Annotated in this window: 17 protein-coding genes; 8 read left to right on the forward strand and 9 right to left on the reverse strand. The window is 72.5% G+C overall.

The annotated features are described in order from the left end of the window. Positions 1 to 11: 11 nt before the first annotated feature. Entirely contained in the window at positions 12 to 371 is a 360-nt protein-coding gene (locus ACQPY0_RS37325; protein WP_432971723.1) for a hypothetical protein, read from the forward strand. Beyond that, a complete protein-coding gene (locus ACQPY0_RS37330; RefSeq protein WP_432971726.1) occupies positions 368 to 1,582 on the forward strand; it encodes a hypothetical protein in 1,215 nt (404 codons plus the stop codon). The genes ACQPY0_RS37325 and ACQPY0_RS37330 overlap by 4 nt, the downstream gene beginning before the upstream one ends. Positions 1,583 to 1,735: 153 nt before the next feature. On the opposite strand, the gene ACQPY0_RS37335 is transcribed toward ACQPY0_RS37330, so the two are convergent. The 3 genes from ACQPY0_RS37335 to ACQPY0_RS37345 form a co-directional block, all read right to left on the reverse strand. After that, a complete protein-coding gene (locus tag ACQPY0_RS37335) occupies positions 1,736 to 2,251 on the reverse strand; it encodes a hypothetical protein (protein WP_432971729.1) in 516 nt (171 codons plus the stop codon). A gap of 71 nt (positions 2,252 to 2,322) precedes the next feature. Beyond that, positions 2,323 to 3,393, reverse strand: a complete 1,071-nt coding sequence (locus ACQPY0_RS37340; protein ID WP_432971732.1) for an FAD-dependent oxidoreductase — start codon at positions 3,391 to 3,393, stop codon at positions 2,323 to 2,325. A gap of 51 nt (positions 3,394 to 3,444) precedes the next feature. Then, on the reverse strand, positions 3,445 to 5,412 hold the full coding sequence (locus ACQPY0_RS37345) for a hypothetical protein (RefSeq protein ID WP_432971735.1): 1,968 nt from the start codon (positions 5,410 to 5,412) through the stop codon (positions 3,445 to 3,447). A gap of 176 nt (positions 5,413 to 5,588) precedes the next feature. Here ACQPY0_RS37345 and ACQPY0_RS37350 point away from each other — a divergent pair, with 176 nt between their 5' ends. From ACQPY0_RS37350 to ACQPY0_RS37365, 4 genes are all read left to right on the forward strand, one after another. Continuing rightward, positions 5,589 to 6,554, forward strand: a complete 966-nt coding sequence (locus ACQPY0_RS37350) for a phosphotransferase family protein (RefSeq protein ID WP_432971738.1) — start codon at positions 5,589 to 5,591, stop codon at positions 6,552 to 6,554. Positions 6,555 to 6,601: 47 nt separating this feature from the next. Beyond that, on the forward strand, positions 6,602 to 8,368 hold the full coding sequence (locus ACQPY0_RS37355; protein ID WP_432971741.1) for a PAS domain-containing protein: 1,767 nt from the start codon (positions 6,602 to 6,604) through the stop codon (positions 8,366 to 8,368). A 1-nt stretch (position 8,369) separates the two neighbouring features. Continuing rightward, positions 8,370 to 8,573, forward strand: coding sequence for a hypothetical protein (locus tag ACQPY0_RS37360; RefSeq protein WP_432971744.1), 204 nt, complete (start codon positions 8,370 to 8,372; stop codon positions 8,571 to 8,573). Positions 8,574 to 8,637: 64 nt separating this feature from the next. Beyond that, positions 8,638 to 8,892, forward strand: a complete 255-nt coding sequence (locus ACQPY0_RS37365; RefSeq protein ID WP_432971747.1) for a hypothetical protein — start codon at positions 8,638 to 8,640, stop codon at positions 8,890 to 8,892. Between the two features lie 67 nt (positions 8,893 to 8,959). On the opposite strand, the gene ACQPY0_RS37370 is transcribed toward ACQPY0_RS37365, so the two are convergent. The 4 genes from ACQPY0_RS37370 to ACQPY0_RS37385 all read right to left on the reverse strand — a co-directional run bounded on the left by ACQPY0_RS37370 (position 8,960) and on the right by ACQPY0_RS37385 (position 13,402). After that, positions 8,960 to 9,400 carry a universal stress protein gene (locus tag ACQPY0_RS37370; protein ID WP_432971750.1) on the reverse strand — a complete coding sequence of 147 codons (441 nt, stop codon included), beginning with the start codon at positions 9,398 to 9,400 and terminating at the stop codon, positions 8,960 to 8,962. 295 nt (positions 9,401 to 9,695) lie between these two features. Continuing rightward, positions 9,696 to 10,958 carry a cytochrome P450 gene (locus ACQPY0_RS37375; protein ID WP_432971753.1) on the reverse strand — a complete coding sequence of 421 codons (1,263 nt, stop codon included), beginning with the start codon at positions 10,956 to 10,958 and terminating at the stop codon, positions 9,696 to 9,698. A gap of 48 nt (positions 10,959 to 11,006) precedes the next feature. After that, positions 11,007 to 12,194: a metallophosphoesterase gene (locus tag ACQPY0_RS37380; protein WP_432971756.1), complete on the reverse strand. Its 1,188-nt coding sequence runs from the start codon at positions 12,192 to 12,194 to the stop codon at positions 11,007 to 11,009. Between the two features lie 86 nt (positions 12,195 to 12,280). After that, positions 12,281 to 13,402 (reverse strand): glycosyltransferase, encoded by a 1,122-nt coding sequence (locus tag ACQPY0_RS37385; protein WP_432971758.1) that lies wholly within the window; start codon positions 13,400 to 13,402, stop codon positions 12,281 to 12,283. 91 nt (positions 13,403 to 13,493) lie between these two features. Here ACQPY0_RS37385 and ACQPY0_RS37390 point away from each other — a divergent pair, with 91 nt between their 5' ends. Next, positions 13,494 to 14,087: a DUF6518 family protein gene (locus ACQPY0_RS37390; RefSeq protein ID WP_432971761.1), complete on the forward strand. Its 594-nt coding sequence runs from the start codon at positions 13,494 to 13,496 to the stop codon at positions 14,085 to 14,087. Positions 14,088 to 14,130: 43 nt separating this feature from the next. On the opposite strand, the gene ACQPY0_RS37395 is transcribed toward ACQPY0_RS37390, so the two are convergent. Further along, positions 14,131 to 15,297 carry an RNA-guided endonuclease InsQ/TnpB family protein gene (locus ACQPY0_RS37395; RefSeq protein WP_432971764.1) on the reverse strand — a complete coding sequence of 389 codons (1,167 nt, stop codon included), beginning with the start codon at positions 15,295 to 15,297 and terminating at the stop codon, positions 14,131 to 14,133. 268 nt (positions 15,298 to 15,565) lie between these two features. Here ACQPY0_RS37395 and ACQPY0_RS37400 point away from each other — a divergent pair, with 268 nt between their 5' ends. After that, positions 15,566 to 16,297, forward strand: a complete 732-nt coding sequence (locus ACQPY0_RS37400; RefSeq protein ID WP_432971767.1) for an alpha/beta fold hydrolase — start codon at positions 15,566 to 15,568, stop codon at positions 16,295 to 16,297. A gap of 58 nt (positions 16,298 to 16,355) precedes the next feature. Here the strand turns inward: ACQPY0_RS37400 and ACQPY0_RS37405 are convergent, their stop codons facing one another. Continuing rightward, on the reverse strand, positions 16,356 to 17,810 hold the full coding sequence (locus ACQPY0_RS37405) for an MFS transporter (protein ID WP_432971770.1): 1,455 nt from the start codon (positions 17,808 to 17,810) through the stop codon (positions 16,356 to 16,358). Positions 17,811 to 17,899 lie beyond the last annotated feature (89 nt).

Genomic DNA, 17,899 nt, shown 5'->3' on the forward strand with positions numbered 1-17,899 from the left:
AGACTGCGGCCATGGTGTCGATCGAGGCCGTGTACTCGCTGCCGCCGGACGGGCGCCGCGGCTGGCCCCTGAGCAACCAACTGCTGCAGCTCGCCCCGGACGCGGTCCCGCCCGCCGGCCCGGCGCCGACCTGGCTGCAGCCCGAGGTGCGCCGGCTCGTCGCCGACCTCGCCGCGGGCTGGACCCAGTTCGCGGTGTTCCCCGGCATCCGCCGCCTGGAGCGCCTGGGCCTGGTGACGGCTGGCGCCGCATGCCTCGCCAACCGCCGGCTGATCACCCGTCGAAGTGCCTTGAAGGCCGGATTAATGCGCCGGCAACAGTTCGCGATCTTCGGCCATCGCTCGACGGCGGTGCGTATCGTGCGCGGATGAGCGACGTCCGGAACAGCGTTGCCAGAAGCCCGTGGCGTTGGCCGCTTGCTCTGGTGATTGTCGGTGCAGCCGTCGCCTGGGGGTTGCGCAGTGGTAAGGGACCAATCGGCGTCGAGGTCACCGTCGCTGCCCTCATGGTTGCGATCGTCGCTCACCTGATAATCCACGAGGGAGGGCATCTGCTTGCCGCGCTGCTGACCGGCCTGCCGGTCACGAGGGTGCGGATCAGCTTGCGGTCACACAGCATGGTCGTGGTTCGGCTACGACCGTCCTCGGCTGCGTTGGCGGTACGGACCGTGGTTTTCGCGCTTGGTGGGCCGCTGGCGAACCTCGGGTGCGCGGCGCTGACCTATCAGCTCGCCTCGGAATCAATGCCGGTACTGGCGCGGTACGCCCTGGTCGTGGCCACGGTGACCGGCCTCGCCACAGGCCTGCTCAACCTGTTGCCATTTCGGTTGCCGTCGGGGCTGCGTTCAGACGGATCCAACGTGCTGCGCTGGACGCTGAACCCGGGCAAGGCCCGTGCCGAACTCGAGCGCAGGCAGCGCGTCGCAGCCAGGGTACGAACGGTCCACGCGATCGTAGGTGGCCGCGTGGACGGGGCACGGATCGATGAGATCGTTGCCGCGAGCGACGATCCACTCGTGCTCCTCGCGGCGTTCGAGCGGCGCCCGCGAGTCGATACCGACGAGGACCGGGCCCGGATCGTCGCCGAAGCCGAGCGGCTCAGCGCTATCGCGCACGACGAACGTACCGATCCAAATCACGCATCGCTCATCGCCGGCCGTCTCGCGACGCTCTTCGGGATGCAATACCTGTACGTCGCGATCGTGGACGGCGCGCCGGTCAGCCGCGCCGACACCGACGAGATCATCGATATCGGTGAGCTCGCGTTCCGGCTGAGACCAGATGACATCCACGCCCGCATCGGGCTGGCCATCGTCAGGCTCCTGGACCACCGACCCCTGGAAACCCGCGGCCTGCTCGTCGGCGCCCACAGCATCACCAGCGCCTACCCCCGCACGGGAGCGCTGATGATGCAGATCCGCGCCGTCGCCGAGGTCTACCTCGGCGATCAACAGCAGGCCGACCGGCTGATCGCGGCAGCCGGCGACGACAGTCCCGCGATACACGCGATCCTGGCGGCACTGAAAGCATCGGCCGCCACGGGCCAGCTACCGCCGCTCAGCCAGCGTCCCGCGACTGCGTGACGACTGCGCCGCATGTCGCCGTGTCGCGGATTGCCGGAGTTGGATTCCCGCCGCCGAACCTGAGCCGCCTTGCTGGGCAACAGATCCGCTACCAGAACATCCGAGCGACGGCGGCTTGATACGGGCCGTTGTCACTCAGTTACCCAACACGCTCTACGGCAGGGCGGCGGTCTCGCCGGTGGAGCCGTCGGTGATGTGGACGCGGCGGCCGCCGGGGAGGCGGTGGCGGGGCGCGGCCAGCAGTTTGGCGAGGCGGGGCACGCCGTCGCGCCACCAGGTGCCCTCGGGCAGGCCGAACAGGCTCGCATCCAATGTGGACCCGATCGTGACCGTCAGGCCCGACCACATACGCTCGGGGCCCAGCACCACCGGTGGGCACTCGGGGGTGATGGTGACCGTGGTGGCGCGGGACAGCTCGGTGTACCACATGCCGGCGCGGATGATGTCCGGCAGCGGGCGCTGGTCGCCCGACGACGGGGCGGTCACCGTCGCTCCGCAGACGGTTGCTGACAGGCTGCCGTCGCGGTGGAGGGTCACCGCCACGTGCGGGGCTGCCGGCGCGAGGCGGAGCAGGTCGGCGGCGGTCCAGGCGGCGATGATGAGCGGCCAGTCGGCGGCTGGGTAGGCGCCGAAATAGAGGCCGGGGTTCGCCTTCACGGAGCCGGCCACCGACCTCACCCGAGCGCGAAGGCTCGGTAACCCATTGTCAGCCACGGCGGAGACTCTGGCAGTCGCCCACGTCAATGTCTAGACCCTCGGACCCTGCCGTCGAGATTTAACAGAGGGGGGGTTATGCCGACAGGGGGCGCGAGCAGGGCGGAAAGCTCGTGGACCGCGGCCCGGCCCGCGCGGTTGGCGCCGACCGTGCTCGCCGACGGGCCGTAGCCGACCAGGTGCAGGCGGGGCTCGCGGACGACCCTCGTGCCGGCCATGCGGACGCCGCCGCCGGGCTCGCGCAGGTGCAGCGGGGCGAGGTGCGACAGCGCGGCGCGGAAGCCCGTGGCCCAGATGATCGCGTCGAAGGGCTCGAAGTGATCGCCCCACATCGCACCGCCCCGGACCAGCCGGTCGAACATGGGGTGGCGGACCAGGGCGCCGCGGCGCAGGGCCCGGCGCGCCAGCGCGGTGTACCCCAGGCCGGTCACGCTCACCACGCTGCGCGGGGGCAGGCCGGCCTCGACCCGCTCGGCGACCTTGGCCACGACCGTCCGGCCGTACTCCGCCGTGAACTCGGCGTCGTGGAACACCGGCTCGCGGCGGGTCACCCAGTACGCGTCGGGCAGCTCCGCCAGCAGATGGATCGCCGAGTTCCCGCCGCCCACGACCAGGACCCGCCGCCCCGCGAACTCGTCCGGGCCGCGATACTGCGCATAGTGCCGCTGATGTCCGGAGAAGTCGGCGATGCCCGGGTAGTAGGGCCCGTAGGGCGATCGCCAGGTGCCGGTCGCGTTGATCACGGCGCGGGTGAGGTGATCGCCGCCGGACGCCTCCACGAGCAGGGACTCCCCGGCGCGGGACACCGAGTGGACGGTGACCGGCCGCAGCACGGGAAGCGCGTGCCGCGACTCGTAGGTGCGGAAGTACGCCGGCACGACGGCGGCCGCCGGTCCGGAGGCGGGCGGCGTGAACGGATACCCCGGAAGGTCGAAGATCCGGTGCAGCGCCGACACGTCGAGCGACGGCGAGCGGTGCCGCCAGGCGCCGCCGGGTGCCGCATCGGCGTCGAGCACGACGAAGGACAGGCCGCGCCGCCGCAGCCAGTAGGCGGCCGACAGCCCGGCCTGCCCGGCCCCGATCACCACCACGTCCACGACGGGGTCAACCCCGCCGTGGACGCGCGCCATTCCGGCAGGTGACGTACCTTACTTGGCCTTGCCCTTCACCAGGGCCCAGGCCGTGGTGTTCAGCGTGTCCTCGGTCCCGGCGAGACCCTCGTCCGGCGTGTACACGTCCTCGCCGAAGTCGTAGTCGAAGTCGTCCGCGGTGCCGCCGACGTTGTCCGGCCCGACCCCGAAGAGGCCGGGGAAGGCCCCGCCGGCGTCCATGAGGTTCGGCGTCTCGTTGAGCGGATCGGTGTGGAAGTTGCCGTAGAGGTGCCCGGCCTCGTGCGAGATCACGTTGCCCAGCGCCCGCCCGATGAACTTGATCTTGTTGGAGGCGGGCGTAATGTACGTGTTCAGCGACGCGGCGCCGCTCGGATCGCTCAGCGTGTCGAGCAGCACGATCGCGCTGTCCTCGGTCGCGAAGTTGCCCGGGTCGATGTACTGCGCGATCCCGATCGTGTCGATCCCCGACTCGTCGATCGTCCCGCCGACCACGATCCGGTGCACGTTGGGCCGGCCGAACGGGTCCGCATCGTCGCGGCTGTTGAGGATCGTGAGCCCGACCCGCGGGTCGGTGCCGCGCGCCTTGGCGTCGGCGAGGATGTTCTCCCGCACGGCGGCGATCACCTGGTCGATGACCTTGTCCTCGTCGGCGGCCGTGAGACCCCACCGGCCCAGGAAGCCCTGCAGCGGGCTCAGCTGCCGCACGCCGGGGCCGCCGAAGATCGCGGTGTTGACGCGCGCCCCGTCGAAGTCGAGGAACAGCGTCTGCGTGGTGCCCTGGTCCAGGGCCTCGGGCCCGGGCCGGTAGGCCTCCACGGTGATGTCGTACTGCCCGGCGAGCCCGCCCACCTCGACGGTGTACCGGCCGCCGCGCGGGGCGACGTACGACACGACCGCGTTGCCACCGCCCGGCAGCGGCGCGGCGGGCGCGTAGATGAAGCTCGCGTCCTGCTCGGAGCCGAAGACGATCCGGCCGCCGGGGTCGCGGACGGTGAGCCGGGTGCCGACGCCGGTCACCGAGCCGCCCAGGACGTCGCCGGCGAGCAGGTCGACGGCGTAGAAGTCCAGGTCGGGGAACGCGAGCGAGACGTCGAGGTTGTACGCGCCCTCGCGCCCGGTGCCGAGGCCGCTTCCGGAGTCGAACGGGTCCTCGGGCAGCACCGTGCCCAGGCCGTACCCGGCGACCATGAGGAAGTAGTCGCCGGTGGCCGGGATCGTGAAGTCGAGCAGGCTGCTCAGGCCCGGTCCGCTGTCGTCGTCGGAGGCGACCAGCACGCCGCCGGCGTCGTAGAGGCCCACGACGGTGTCCAGCGCACCTGAGGTGCCGGCGACCAGCTGCTGCCCGGCGCGGGCGTGGACCTTGGCGAAGTCGAAGTCGCCGCTGCCGTCGCCGGCGCTGCCGTGCGGGCCGTCGCCGATCGTGCCGGTGGTGGTGAACCCGTTGCGCAGGCTGCCCAGGCCGAACTCGTAGGCCAGCGGGATCGATCCGTCGTCCTCGGTGGCCGGGTTCAGCGCTGACGGGCTGACGGTCTCGGGCGAGAGCTGGCCGAGGACGCGGACGCGGTTGTTGAGCTTCTTGCCGGTGCCGAAGCCCTTGATGAGCTCGGCGGTCGCGTGCGAGTCGTTCGAGCCGTGGGTGCCCTTCGGCTCCGCCTCGTCGTGGATGATCGGGTTCGCCACGGCCGCCAGCCCCTTCTGGGCGGTCTTCTGCTGCGCGCGGGCCGCCGAGCGGGTCCTGGCCTGCTCGGACCAGTAGTACTTGTCGACCTTGGCCGGGTCGCGCAGCAGCGCGGTGTACGGGTTCGCCGCACTGGTCGCGGCCAGCTTGCCCGCCGCGGCCTGCTTCGGCACGACCTGGATCCCGGCGGCGAGCTGCCGCCGGATCCCCGCCTCGAGGTCACCGTGCGGCGACGAGGGTGCCGCGCCCGCCGGTGCCGGTGCGACCATCACCACGGTCCCGGCGATCAGGCCGGCCACGGCGATACTCGCGAGCCTTTTCCTCACTTGGCCTCCCCATTGAGTCAGGCTGTTTCATGCACGCTATGACCGGCGAGGTCGCCCGCACCACCCTTTCTTATCCACTAATTTCAATCAATGGAGAATTCGATCACCACAACGATCATCGCCAATGTCGTCCGGACGGTCGCGGCGCGGCCGGCGCGGGCGCGTAAGGTGTCCGGGTGCCCGCCGCCATCAGCCCGACCCAGCGCCAGCTGACGCCCGAGACCGTCGCGGCCCTGCTGCACGAGCGCTTCGGCCGCGTCGCCGTCCACTGTGGACCGCTCTCCGGCGGCACGTTCGCCGCGGTCTGGCGAGTCACCCTCAACGACGGCACCGAGGCGGTGGCGAAGATCGGCCCGCCGCCCGGCGTGCCGCTGCTGCGCTACGAGCGGGGCGTGATCGCCGCCGAGGCGCGCTACTACCGCCTGGCCGGGGCCGCCGGTGGGGTCCCGGTCCCGCCGGTCCTCGCCGCCGACTCCGACGTCGTCCTGGTCGGCCTGCTGCCGGGGCGGCCGCTGAGCGATCCGGCGACAGATCAAGAGCAGCAGGTCGTACGCCGTGAGCTCGGCGAGGCACTCCGGCGCCTGCACGCGGTCGAGGGGACCCGGTTCGGCTACGACGGCGAGGGTCGGGCCGGCGGCGACACGTGGCCCGAGGCGTTCACCGCGATGACCGCCGACCTGCTCGCCGACGGGCGGGACTGGGGCGTGAGCCTGCCGGTGCCCGAGGAGCGGATCATGGCCGCCATCGACCGGCATACCGGCGTGCTGGCCGAGGTGCGCGCCCCGGCGCTGGTCCACTTCGACCTGTGGGACGGCAACGTGCTGCACGAGGACGGAAAGCTGACCGGCCTCGTCGACGGCGAGCGGTACTTCTGGGGCGACCCGCTCTACGACTTCGTGTCCCCGGCGATCGGCCGGCGCATCGAGCAGGAGCCGTCGCACCCGGTCCTGCACGGCTACTACGGCCGCGTCCCGCACGCGTTCACGGAGGCGGAGCGGGCCCGGCTCATGCTGTACCGAATCCAGTTCTGTCTGTTGCTCCTGATCGAGATGCCGAGCCGGGCCGTGGTCGGCGAAACCGCGCGCGAGCGGCGCGAATGGGTCACCCCCTGGCTGCTTTCGGACCTGCGGGATCTGGGCTGAACAACCACGATGTGGTATAGAGGACGTCACCTACGGTGAGGATGTCGATGGGCGCGCTGAGCGGAAGGCGACTCCTGGTTGGTTTCGCCGTGCTCGTCACGGCTCTGGTCGCCATGCTCGTCGCCCGGCCCGGCCTCGACTCCGTGGCGTGGGCCGGGATCGGCCTGAGCTCGGCCGGCGCGATCGTCGCCGGCATCGCGCGCTTCCGCCCGCAGCGCCCGGCCCTGTGGTGGGCGCTGGCCGCCGCCCTGGTCGCGATGATGATCGGCGACTTCCTCTACGGCCTCGCGCCGGACCGCCCGCCGGCCCTGGCCGAGGTCGCCTACCTCGCGATGTTCCCGATCGTCTCGGCCGCCCTGATCGGCCTGACCCGCACCGGCACTTTCCTCGAGGACCGCTCCCGCCTGGTCGACCTGCTGGCCCTGGGCACCGCCGCACTGCTGGCCGGCTGGGTCTTCATCGCCTCCCCGCGCCTGGCCGGCGGCATGAGCCCCGCCGACTGGTCGACCCAGGCCGCGTTCACCCTCGGCGACGTGATCGTCCTCGTGGTGACCGTCCGGCTGGTGACCGCCGCCCCGCGCAACCCGTCCGCGATCCTGCTTTCCGTCGGCGCCGTGGGCATGCTGATCGGCGACGTGGCCTACGGCGTCGGCGTGGCCGACGGCAGCGTCCGCCCCGGCGGCGCGGCCGACCTGGCCTACGCGGTGCTCTACGGCACCTGGGGCGCCGCGGCCCTGCTCCCGTCGATGGCGCGGCTCACCGCGCCCCCGGCCGGTGCCGTGCGCGCCCCCCGCGAGCCGGTCCACGGCCTGGGCCTGGCCCTGCTGCTGGCCTGCGTCGCGCTCGCCCCGCTGATGCTGCTGGTGCAGTCCCTGACCGGCGGCGTCCACGACGGCCCGATGATCGCCATCACGTCCGGCATCACCCTGCTCCTGCTGGTCGTCCGGCTCAGCGACGCGATCGGCAAGCACAGCAGCGCCCTGCGCCGCGAGCGCGCCCTCCGCCAGGCCGGCACGGTCCTGGTCGGCGCGGCCGACGCGGGCCAGGTCGCCGCCGCGGTGAAGTCCGCCGTGCGCACGCTGCTGCCGGCCGGCGCCCCGCACGCCATCGTCGTCGACTTCAGCCTCACCGACCTGTTGCCGCTGGGCGAGCTGTCCGCGCCGCACATCCAGCCGGTCGGCGAGATCCCGCCGCTGTGGGGCGCGAAGCTGGCGGAGTACGACCACGTGCTGGTCTGTCCCCTGGACGCCGGCGTGCTCTACGTGGCCGGCCACCGCCGCGACCTGCTGGCCGCGATCGACGCGGTCTCGGTGGTCGCGGGCCAGGCCGCGCTCGCCCTGGCCAGGATCAGCCTGACGGAGGCCGCGAGCCGCCGCGACAGCGACGAGTATCTGCGCGCGGTGACCGAGCATGCCGGCGACGTGGTCCTGGTCCTCGACGACGACCAGCGCATCCGCTACACCAGCCCGTCGGCGGCGGAGGTCCTGGGCATCTGGCCGACGCCGTTCGCCACGCTGCGCGAGATCGTCGCCGCGGAGGACCGCGAACAGGTCGCCCGCACCGTGTCCCGCGCCGGCTCGGACACGACGGGCGCCACCCGCGACGAGTGGACCCTGCGCCGCCCCGACGGCACGCGGGTCCTGCTCGAGGTCATCTTCCGCGACCTGCGCGACGACCGCCTGGTCCGCGGCATGGTGGTGACGCTGCGCGACGTGACCGAGGAGCGCCGCACGGAGCACGAACACCTGCGCCGCGCCTTCACCGACACGCCGGGCGCCCAGAACCGCGACAGCTCGGCCCGCAAGTTCCAGTGACATGCGGGTCCGGACCGCCTGGGAAACGTCCCTGACCTCCGCCGACCACCGGTCGTTGTCTTCCCTGCTGCAGGCGGCGTTCCCCGGCCCGCAGTTCGCCGCGGACCGCTCGTGGCCGGCGTCGTGGGCCCGCAAGCAGGCCCGCCTCTGGCTCACCTGGGCCTTGAACGCCGCCTGGTCGCCACCCCGGCCGGCGAACTGCTGATCGCCGGCGTGGGCGACGTGGCGGTCTCCCCGCGCGCCGGGGCCAGGGCCTGGGCGCGGCCCTGATGGACGCGCTGGACTCGGCCCTGGCATCCGGCCCGCTCGCCGTCGATTTCGGCTTCCTGCAGTGCCGCGAGGCGGTCACCGGCTTCTACGCGAGCACCGGCTGGACCCGGGTGCCGAACCCGACCCGCTTCCTGTCGGTCCGCGACGCCCGCACCGTCAACGAGGGCGAGTTCCCGACCTTCGTCCGCCCCGGCCGCCGCCCGCTGTCCGAATGGCCGGACGGCCTCATCGACCTGCGGGGCCTGCCATGGTGACCCGAACCCTGGTCGAGGCGGCCATGTCGCGGGCCCGCGCGGCCTCCTTCGCGTCGTCGTGCCGCGGTCAGGGGACGACGGTGACGGGCCAGCGGCCGGACTTGACCAGCCTTACCGCCAGTGAGCCCACGAAGCGGTGGCCGAACCTGCGGCTCGCGCCCACCACGACGGCGTCCGCTCGCAGTTCCGTCGCCACCCTTACCAGCTCCTGGTACGGGTCGCCGCGGACCGCGACGAAGTCCGTCGGCACGCCGGTGTGCAGGGCGCCCTCGCGGACCTGGCGGCGCATGTCCTCGATCGACTCGGTGATGGCCTGCTCCACCGCGCCCGCCGCCTCCGCGACCAGGCGGCTCGCCGCCGGGGCGCCGGTCACGTAGACCACGACCAGGCGGGCGCGCTGGCGGCGGGCCAGGCCCGCGGCGTAGGCGCCGGCGCGCATGGACGTGTCCGATCCGTCGACACCGACCACGATGACCTTCGGGCCGTCGGTCCCGAGTTCGAACTGCACGCGAACAGCATGCCGTAGGAACCTCGCGTTGTCCCTTCAGGGGCCAGGATGCCGATCACGCCGCCGGGATGCCGACCGGACGAAGGTGCGCTCACCGGCCCTGGACCCGCGCGGCATCCGGTCGTAGCCGAGGACGTACGCCACCGCCGGCCGGCCCACGAGCTCCGCGGACGCACGGCCGGCATGCTGCGGCGCGCTCACGAATGCGCCGTCACAACCCGATCCGGCGCCGTTTCAGCGATGCTGGAATGCACAGGCGGGCGGCCGGATGGCGCACCCGGGAACCCGTCCCTGGTCAGATCGTCACCGGCAGTGCGTCGAAGCCGCGCAACACCCGGGTGGTCCGTCGATGCGGCTCGCCGTCGATGCGCAGGTCCGGGTAGCGCTCGAAGAGCATGCGCAGCCCGATCTCGCCCTCCAGCCGGGCCAGGGCCGCGCCGAGGCAGTAGTGCACGCCGCCGGAGAACGACAGGTGCTCGCGCGCGTTGGGGCGCGTCACGTCGAACGTGTCCGGGTCGGCGAAGACCGCCGGGTCGCGGTTGGCGCCGGCCAGCATCGCCATCACCACGTGCCCGGGCCGGATGTGCGCGCCGGCGAGTTCGGCCTCACGGCGGCAGACCCGCGCGGTGATCTGCACCGGCGGGTCGAAGCGGAGCGCCTCCTCGACGGCGTTGCCCCACCGCTGCGGCTCCTCGCGCAGCAGCGCCAGCTGCTCGGGGTGGCGCATGAGCAGCCAGGCGCCGGTGCCGAGCAGGTTCACGGTGGTCTCGAACCCGGCGGCCAGCAGCAGGCCGGCCGTCGCCAGCAGCTCGTCCTCACCGAGGTCGTCGAGCTGGACGAGCTGGCTGAGCAGGTCGTCGCCGGGCTCGCGGCGCAGCCGGGCGAAGTGCCCGCGCATCCAGTTGTTGACCTTGCGGATGTTGATTTCCGTGCGGCGGTACGTCGAGAAGGACAGCCCGAGGTCGAGCGTCGGCGCCGCCGCGTGCCCCCAGGCCAGGAACTGCCGGCGCATGTCCAGCGGCACCCCGAGGATCTCGGCGATGACGGTCACCGGCAGCAGCGAGGCGAAGTCGGCGACGAGGTCGGCGGGCTTGTCCCGCAGCAGCTCCGCGCACGTGCGCTCGATCCGCGGCCGCAGCCCCTCGATGGCCCGGGCGGTGAAGACCTTCGAGACGAGGCGGCGGTACCGCGTGTGGTCCGGCGGGTCCACGACGAGCATCGACGGCGGGTCGACCGGCCCGATCGGCGAGCTGCGCCGGCTGAACCGGAACGCGAGCGCCACGGGCGCGGGCAGCGGCCGGTCGGTGAAGCCGACCCCGAACGCGTCGTGGCGCAGGACCTGGCTGACGACGTCGTGCCGCGCGGTGGCCCACATGAGCCGGCCCGGCACGACCGGCCCGGCCTCGCGGACGGAGGTGTAGAAGGGGTACGGGTTCTCGCGCACGCCCGGATCGGAGAAGAACCGGGCCTGCTCGTCGCCCTTGCGCGCGGCGGCGCTGATGCCCGCCCGCATGAACCCGTGCTTCGTGGCCCACCGGACCGCCGTCCCCGCCAGCATGACCCCACCCCCTTGGTACCCCACGGTACCAAGGGGCGGGCCGCCGGTCTACCGCGCCGAGCGCAGCGTGAGCTGCGTGATCTCGCTCGGGGCGAACACCCGGAACGGCGGGCCCCAGAAGCCGGCGCCGCGGCTGGTGAACAGCTGGGTGCGCTCCCCGTGGCGGGTGAGTCCCTGTACCACCGGCTGGTCGACGCGCACGAGGTAGTGGAAGGGCCAGATCTGCCCGCCGTGAGTGTGGCCGGAGATCTGCAGGTCGATGCCGTGCGCCACGGCCGCGTCGATCTGCTTGGGCTGGTGGGCGAGCAGCAGCACCGGCAGGTCGGGGTCGGCCCCGTCCAGCGCCTGGGCGTGGTCGGCCCGGTGCCCCTCCAGGCCGGTCCCGGCCGCGGTCCGGTCGTCGACGCCGGCCACGACGAGCCGGTCACCGCCGCGCTCGACGACGATGTGCCGGTTGTGCAGCGGCTCCCAGCCGAGCGCCCGCATGTGGTCGAGCCAGCCCTGCGCCTCGCCGAAGTACTCGTGGTTGCCGGTGACGTACACCCGCGCCAGCCCGGCCCTGACGTCCCCGAGCGGCGCCGCCTGCTCGACGCGCTGCGCGACGGTGCCGTCGGCGATGTCCCCGGTGTGCGCGACGATGTCGGCCCCGAGCGAGTTGACGACCTCGGTGACCCCCTGGGACCACCGCACGCGGTCGATCGGCCCGTAGTGGGTGTCGGTGAGCTGGACGATCTTCAGCCCGTCGAGCCCCTTGCCCAGCCGCGGAATCGTCACCTCGACGCGGCGCACGCGGGGAACGCGCATGGCCTCGCGATATCCCCAGACGCCCAGCCCCAGCGCCACCACGGCGGTGAACCCGGCCGCGACGCGCGAGCGCACCGGGTCGTCGACCCCGCCGACGAGCATCCCGAGCCGCAGCACGTCGCCGATCACGGCCCAGACGAAGAGGATCCAGACGGCCCCGAGGATGGTGTCACCGATCCGCGCGGCCCAGTCGACCCGCCGCCCGTGCCCGAGGAACATGGTGACGGGAAACATCACCAGCGCGAGGGCGAACACGAGGGTCCCGCCCACCTGCACGGCGGCGGGCCAGTCGTTGCCGGCCATGACGAGCGACCACCAGGGCACCCCGAACAGCAACGCCAGCACGAACCCCAACGTCGCCGCGAACGCCAGTGGCCGCAGCAGGGACCGCCGCCGTGCCGCCGCGCCGGGAACCGCCTCAGTAGTCGCCATCGGCCAATGATGACACGCAGTGCCAGCCACCGCCTGAGACCGGGCTGTGATTCGGGGTGCACCTCGGGCGTGGCCCAGCCGGTCCCTCAGTCCAGCCGGTCCCGCAGGGCGGACCAGACCGCGGCGGGGGGCGGGGTGCTGGCGATCTGCTCGGCGACGGCGGCGGCGCTCATGGAGTACGACCGCTGATCCAGGATCTTGAGGACGGCCTCGGCGGCGCGGGCCGGGTCGTCGATCACGATGCCGGCGCCGGCCGCGGCGACGCGCTCGGCGTTCATCGGCTTCTCGGCGCCCTTGGGCCACAGCACCATCGGGATGCCTCGGCTCATGGCGGCCAGCACGGTCCCGGCGCCGCCCGCGGCCACCATGACCTCAACGCCGCCCGCGAGCAGCTGCGCCATGGGGACAAAACCGACAAATCTGACATTGCTCCGATGGTCGGTGAGTGAACGCGCGACGCCCGGCGGCACCACGGCCAGTACGTCGACGCCGTCCAGCGCCGCGACGGCGTTGACGAGGGCATCAAGCATCCCCGCGTCGAGCAGCACGGTCCCGAGCGTGACGAGCACGCGCCGGCGCGGCCCTTCGGTGGCGAACGGCGGCAGCCCGGCCGGGGCGGACCCCGCGTACGGGCGCGGCCGGATCGGCAGCCGGTCGGCCGGCGGCACCCACCCCGGCTCCTGCAGCGCCGGCGGCCACGGGTCGACGAGGGCCACCCGGGCGGTGTGGCGCAGGCCGCGCCCGGCGTAGCGCGGCGCGAGCAGGGCCGCCATCGCGGGCACCAGCGGCGGCGGCGCGACCGGCAGCCCGATCGCGTGCTGGACCAGCGGGATCCGCAGCGCGGCGGCGACCATCGGCCCGACGGCGTCGTACTCGTCGGCGACGACCGCGCCGGCGCCGAACTCGCGGGCCCGCGCCAGGGTCTCGTCGAACGCGAGGTCCACGCGGGTGCCGGCGAACAGCGCGGCGACCGGCGAGACATCCCCGTGGTCGAACATGTCGGCCCCGCCGGTGCGCCGGTCGTTCTCGGCCAGCAACTGCTCGATCTCCGGCCCGGCCGGGTGCACCGGAATCTCGCCGGCCAGCGGCGCCATCGACGCGGGCGCCGCGAACGCCGCCTCGTCACCGGCCGCGACGACGGCCTCGGCGAGCGGGAGCAACGGCAGCAGATGGCCGTAAATGGGTACTGCGGTGAACAGCACGCGCATGCCGCCGCATTATGCGGGTCGCCGCCCCGGCCGTCCACCCGGCGGCACGGGGCTGCGGACCCCCCGCCCGGGGCTGCGATGATGAGCGCCTATGCGAGCCGTCCTCGCCTGCGTCGCGCTCGGTGTGGCGACGCTGCTGCTCAACGGGCTGCTGCCCGGCGGGTCCGACCGGCTGGTGAACTCCGGCGCCGTGTGGGCGGCCGGGGCGTTCGCGGCCGGGGCGATCCTGCGCGACGGGCGGTGGCGGACCTGGCTGGCGGGGACCGCGCTCCTCGTCGGGGCGGTCGCGGGGTACTACGGCGGCCTGGCGGTCCTCGAGCACCGGCCGATCGGCGGCGCCGTGCCCACCGGGCCGGCCCAGTGGGCCGCGGTGGGGCTGCTGGCCGGGCCGGTGTTCGCGACGGCCGGCGCGTGGTGGCGGGACGAGCGGCGGGGCCGGCGGGTCGTGTCGGTGTGCGCGCTGGGCGGGGTGTTCCTGGCCGAGGCGGCCTATCTGCTGGCGACCGCGCGCCCGGCAGGCGAGGCGGCGGTGGTCGCCGCGATCGGCCTGGCCATCCCGGCGGCCCTCGGCTGTGGTGTCGCGGAGCGCCTGCTGACGCTGGTCGCGCTGGTCCCGGCCGCGGTGCTGGGCTTCGTGGGCTACCTGGCCCTCGACCAGCTCATGGACGTGGCGTTCACCGGCTGACGTGACTCCTCCGCCCCCGTGAACGGGGCGGCTTCTCGCCCGCTCAGGCGGACAGAAGGACCAGTCCGGCCCTGAGTACGTTCGTGGCGCCGACCACGTCCGCGTGCGCGGCGAATCCGCAGGAGACGCAGGCGAAGCCAGCTTGGGTGACACGGTTCTCCCGCGCGCAATGCCCGCATTCCGGGCACGTGCGAGAGGTGTTGGCCGGGTTCACCGCAACGACAACACGTCCGGCACTTTCAGCCTTGGCGTGCAACACGTTGAGGAACACCCCCCAACCCGCGTCAAGGATCGATCGGTTGAGCCCGGACTTCTGGGTGACATGCACGCCCGGCTTCTCGACGGTGCCGGACGCAGAACGGGTCATGTTGGCGATCCGCAGGTCTTCGTGCGCGATCACATCGTGGTGACGGACCAGCCACAACGCCGTCTTGTGGGCGTGGTCAAGCCGCTGCCGACGCACCCGCGCGTGATGTGCGGCAACCCGTTCACGGGCTTTCCGCCGGCGGTTCGAGCCACGCTTCTTACGGGCGAGGTCACGCTGTGCGGCAGCAAGACGTCCGGCGTTGCGACGGCCGTGGTGCGGGTTGGGGATCTGCGCACCGTCGGAGGTCATCAGGAACGACGCGACACCCACATCAACTCCGACTGCGCTGCCGGTCTCGGGCAGTCGTTTAGCGGGAACCTCATCGCACGACAGCACCACGAACCAGCGGCGACCCTCCCGCTTGACCGAGATCGTCTTGACAGCGCCTTCCACCGTGCGGTGCGCGTGCACCCGCACGTGCCCGACGCCCTGCAGGTAGACGCGGGTCTGGCCCGAATCGGGGGTGGAGTCCCAGCGGCACCCGTCACGGTCCTTCGGCCACTCGACGGTGTCGAACCAGCCAACCCCCTTGAATCGAGGGTAGCCGGGCGCCTGACCAGTCCTGACGCGGCGGAAGAACGCGGCGAAGGCTTTGTCGAGGCGGCGGAGGGTGGCCTGCTGGGACGAGAACGACCAGCGGCCCTGGTCCGGGTCGGCGCGACGGATGTCCTTGAGCTGAGCGGACTGCTCACCGTAGCGGATCGAGACACCCGCCGCCCGGTAGGCATCCCGGCGTTCCTGCAGCGCGGCGTTGTAGAGCTGCCGGTGGTCCTCCACGCACGCCGTGAGCGCGTCGGCCTGTTTGCTGGTCGGGCGCAGCCGGAACTTGTACGCGCGCCTCACCGGGCACGTTCCTTACGCCACGGCTCGATCGTGCCGGTCAGCACTGGGCGGCGGTACTTCGGGCACCACACAATGTGGGGTATCCGAGGTCGTACGCCGCCCCGGCGGAAACCTGCACTGCACCCAGGAGCCATATGGCAATAATACACACCGCCAACATCCAGCTGCAGGTGACGGCTACACGTTCGTGTCGCCTACCCCTGCCCCGCTCCGCGGGAGGTCCAATGCACCCATCGCCTCAAGGCGACGGTCCCCTTGGAGGCATCTGATGGACCTCACGTTGCCCGACGGGCGGCGCCTGAGCTGGGCGGAGCACGGCGACCCGGCCGGCGCGCCGGTGGTGTTCCTGCCCGGCACGCCCGGCTCCCCGGCCGACCGCCCGGACGGCAACGCCCTGGCCGGCATCCGCCTCATCGCCGTCGACCGGCCCGGGTACGGCCGCTCCACCCCGGCGCGGCGCCCGACCCTGCTCGGCGTCGCCGGCGACGTCGAGGTTCTGATGCGCACGCTGGGCATCGAGTGCTTCGGCGTCGCCGGGTTCTCCGGTGGCGCGCCGTACGCGGTGGCCTGCGGGGCCCGTTTCCCGCACCGGCTCACCGGCGTGGTCGTCGCCGCGTTCACCGGCCCGGACCGCGAACTGCACACCGTGCACGGGCGGGAGCGCCGGCAGGTCTGGGCGCTGCGGCACGTCCCGGGGCTGGGCCGGCGCTACGTGACCCGCGCCGCCGCCGGGTACGCCCGGGATGACGTTCACCGGGGCGTGGCCGGCGACTGGCTCGCCACCGACATCCACCGCTGGAGTTTCCGCCTGCGCGACGTGGCCTGCCGGGTCCTGGTCTGGGCCGGGCGCCACGACCCCGGCCGCGCGGTCCCCGACGCCCCGCTCATCGCCGCCCGGCTGCCGCGCGCCGAGGTCCGCATCGGCGAGGACGCGGATCACCGGCCCTCCCCCGCCGACTGGCGGTCACTGCTGGAATGGACGACACGGGAACCGTCCTGAGCGAGCGGCGACCGGGGAACCGGGTGCCGCTCAACCGCAACGCAGCGATGCCGAGCCGTTACTCGTCCATGCGGGTGCCGCCGACCGAGACCGCGGTCAGCGGCGTCGCGACGTGCTCCAGCGACCGACCCTCGGCATCGACGCCCAGGAACGTCTCCACCACGCCGCCGATGATCATCACCGCGGCGCCGATCAGATAGCCGATGAACAGCTTGCCCGGGTCGGTGCCCTCGCCGATCAGCCAGCCGTAGAAGATCGGGCCGATCGCGCCGAAGCACTGGGCGATGGCGAAGAACACCGCGATCGCCTGGGCGCGGATCTCCAGCGGGAAGATCTCCGAGACGGTGAGGTACGCGGAGCTGGCGCCCGCCGAGGCGAAGAAGAAGATGACGCACCAGGCGAGCGTCTGCGTGAACGCGTTGAGGATGCCGGCGTCGAACATCCAGGCCGAGACGGCCAGCAGGACGCCGGAGAGGATGTAGGTGCCGGCGATCATCCTGCGCCGGCCCAGGGTGTCGAAGAGGTGGCCGAGCAGCAGCGGGCCGGCCAGGTTGCCCACGGCGAAGGCGATCAGGTAGATCGGGGTCTTCTCGGCATCGACGTGGTAGAACTTCGACAGCACCAGGGTGTAGGTGAAGAAGATCGCGTTGTACAGGAACGACTGCGTGATCATCAGGGTTGCCGACAGCGTCGAGCGGGCCGGCAGCCGCGTGAACAGGACCTTGATCAGCGCCAGGTAGCCGTGCCCGGCGGCGGGCTTGACCTGCAGGGCGTGGTTCTCGTCGACCGGGCCCAGGCGCTGGCCGGAGCGCTCCACGTCGCGCTCGATCTGGGCTAGAGCCTCCTCGGCCTCCTGCTCGCGGCCGTGCATGATCAGCCAGCGCGGGCTCTCCGGCAGGTGGCGGCGCAGGTTCCAGATCAGCAGGCCGATGATCGGGCCGATCAGGAAGCCCAGGCGCCAGGAGATGTTCAGCGAGATGTGGTTGAGCAGCACGTACGTGCCGAGCGTGCCGACGATCGCGCCGCCCCAGTAGGTGCCGTTGACGCCGATGTCGACGCGGCCGCGATACCTCGCGGGCATCATCTCGTCGATGGCGGAGTTGATGGCGGCGTACTCGCCGCCGATGCCGGCGCCGGCGATGAATCTCGTCAGGTACAGGAAGATGATCCCGGCGACGTCGTTGCCCCAGGTCAGCGCGGTCAGTGCGTTGCCGGCGAGGTAGACGCCGAGGGTGACGATGAACAGGTTGCGCCGGCCGAGGGCGTCGGAGAGGCGGCCGAAGAACAAAGCGCCGAAGACCTCGCCGAGCAGGTAGACGGTGGCGATCGCACCGACCTGCGTGCTGGACAGTCCGAGGGTCTCCTGCTTGTTGAGCACGGCCCCGACGGCGCTGGCGATGGTGATCTCGAGGCCGTCGAGCACCCAGGCCGCGCCCAGCGCGATCACCATCCGGGTGTGGAAGGGCGCCCACGTCAGGCGGTCGATCCGGGCGGGGATCAGACTTCGGATCACTCCGCCGGTCGGGGCCGATGCGGATTGTGTGTCAGCCAACGTGCACCTCCCAGGCGCCTGCGGACACGACGACGTGCCCATCTGTGACA

The sequence above is a fragment of the Dactylosporangium sp. CA-233914 genome, from assembly GCF_050942935.1.
Lineage (GTDB): Bacteria > Actinomycetota > Actinomycetes > Mycobacteriales > Micromonosporaceae > Dactylosporangium.